The 2030-nt window shown below is 70.4% G+C and carries 2 protein-coding genes; one reads left to right on the top strand and one right to left on the bottom strand.

Annotated elements, in window-relative coordinates; all coding sequences use genetic code 11:
* Window positions 1–84: 84 nt before the first annotated feature.
* Window positions 85–1377 carry a tyrosine--tRNA ligase gene (gene tyrS, locus KBX53_RS31055; RefSeq protein ID WP_210863302.1) on the bottom strand — a complete coding sequence of 431 codons (1293 nt, stop codon included), beginning with the start codon at window positions 1375–1377 and terminating at the stop codon, window positions 85–87.
* 100 nt (window positions 1378–1477) lie between these two features.
* Here tyrS and KBX53_RS31060 point away from each other — a divergent pair, with 100 nt between their 5' ends.
* Window positions 1478–1867, top strand: coding sequence for a PaaI family thioesterase (locus tag KBX53_RS31060; RefSeq protein ID WP_210863300.1), 390 nt, complete (start codon window positions 1478–1480; stop codon window positions 1865–1867).
* Window positions 1868–2030 lie beyond the last annotated feature (163 nt).

Here is a 2030-nt window from a genome sequence, read left to right on the forward strand (position 1 = left end):
CGCTGGCAGAGAGAAAGCTACGCGTCCGGCGGGATGATCGTCAAATCCGCCGGACGCGTCCCCCGTCACATCGTCGACAGACGACTATTCACCCAGCTCAACGCCCGCGAACGAGCGCTTCCCCCGGCGCAGCACCAGGTATCGGCCATGCAGCAGATCGGCCGGCGACACCACAGCATCCACAGCGGTCACCCGGTTGTTGTTGACGTAGGCGCCGCCCTCGGCGATCACCCGTCGGGCCTCCTTGAGGCCGGTCACCAGGCCGGAGTCCCGCAGCAGACCCGCCACATCCGGCAATTCGCCGGCGAGGCGTACGAGGCCCGCCTCGGTCAGGGCCGCGCGCAGGGTCTCCGGCGCCAGGTCGTCCAGTGAGCCGCGGCCGAAGAGCGCCTGGCTGGCGGCGATCGCCTGTCGGGCCTCGTCGGCGCCGTGCACCAGGGTGGTCAGCTCCTCGGCGAGCGCCCGCTGCGCCAACCGGGCCGCCGGCCGTTCGGCGGTCGCCTTCGCCAGCTCCTCCAGCTCATCGCGGGAGCGGAAGCTGAAGTACCGCAGGTAGCGGTCGACCTCCTGGTCCTCCACGTTGAGCCAGAACTGGTAGAACGCGTACGGGCTGGTCATCGTCGGGTCGAGCCAGACCGCACCGCCCTCGCTCTTGCCGAACTTCGTACCGTCGGCCTTGGTGACCAGCGGCGTGGTGAACGCCTGCACCGGCCCCACCCCCCGCCGGCGCACGTAGTCGACGCCGGCGGTGATGTTGCCCCACTGGTCGGAGCCGCCGAACTGGAGCTGACAGCCGTGCCGGCGGTGCAGCTCGTAGAAGTCGTTGGCCTGCAACAGCTGGTAGCTGAACTCGGTGAAGCTGATGCCGGTCTCCAGTCGGGCCCGCACCACCTCCCGCGCGAGCATCTTGTTCACCGGGAAGTGCTTGCCGACGTCGCGGAGGAACTCGACGATCGACATCTCGCCGGTCCAGTCCAGGTTGTTGACAAGCTGCGCAGCGTTGTCCCCGGTGTACGACACGAAGGGCGCGAGCTGCTCGCGGATCCGCTCGACCCAACCGGCGATCACCTCGGTCGGGTTGAGCGCCCGCTCGGCGCTCTCTTTCGGGTCGCCGATCTGCCCGGTGGCCCCGCCGACCAACAGCAACGGGCGATGACCGGCGAGTTGCAGCCGGCGGGCCATGAGGACCTGCATGAGGTTGCCGACGTGCAGGCTCGGCGCGGTGGGGTCGAAGCCCACGTAATAGGTGGCGGCACTCCCACCGTCGAGCAGCTCGCGCAGCTCGTCGAGGCCGGTCGAGTCCTGGATCAGGCCACGCCAGAGCAGGTCATCGGTCAGGGAGGCCCGCCCGGGGGGCGGGAGGCTGCTGTCGGTCACGGTCACCGATTCTCCCCCATCGCCGGCACGGACCCGTACCGGGTTTGGCCCAACCCGCCCCGGCTAGGCTTGCGCCGCGTTGATCAAGGAGGGCTTTGCCATGGAGATTCCGGATCTGACGGGTGGTTTTGCCGCCCTGCTCGGCCTCACGTTCGAGGAGGCGAGCGCCGACCGGGTGGTCATCAGCTGGCAGGTCCGACCGGACCTGCACCAGCCGTTCGGCCTCCTGCACGGCGGGGTGTACTGCTCGGTCGTGGAGACCGCAGCCAGCGTGGGCGGTGCCCTCTGGCTGGCCGACCGGGGCACCGTGGTCGGGGTGTCGAACCAGACCGACTTCCTGCGGGCCGTCCGGGACGGCGAGCTGACCGCCGTCGGCACCCCGGTGCACCGGGGTCGCAGCCAGCAGCTCTGGCAGGTGGAGATCACCGACGCCGACGAGCGGCTGGTCGCCCGTGGTCAGGTCCGACTGCAGAACCTCTCGCCCGCCTGAGCGTCCGGCCGCACCGGACGGGTCAGCTGCGGGCCTCGTCCAACACCGGCTCCGCGGCCTCGTCGACGTCCGCGTCGGTGTCCTCGGGTACGCGGCTGAGCCGTCCCTCGGGGATCGCCCGGTGGTCGAGGCCGGCCACCAGCAGCTCCCAACCGTCCAGCGG

The organism is Micromonospora sp. M51 (assembly GCF_018070305.1).
Classification (GTDB): domain Bacteria; phylum Actinomycetota; class Actinomycetes; order Mycobacteriales; family Micromonosporaceae; genus Micromonospora; species Micromonospora parva.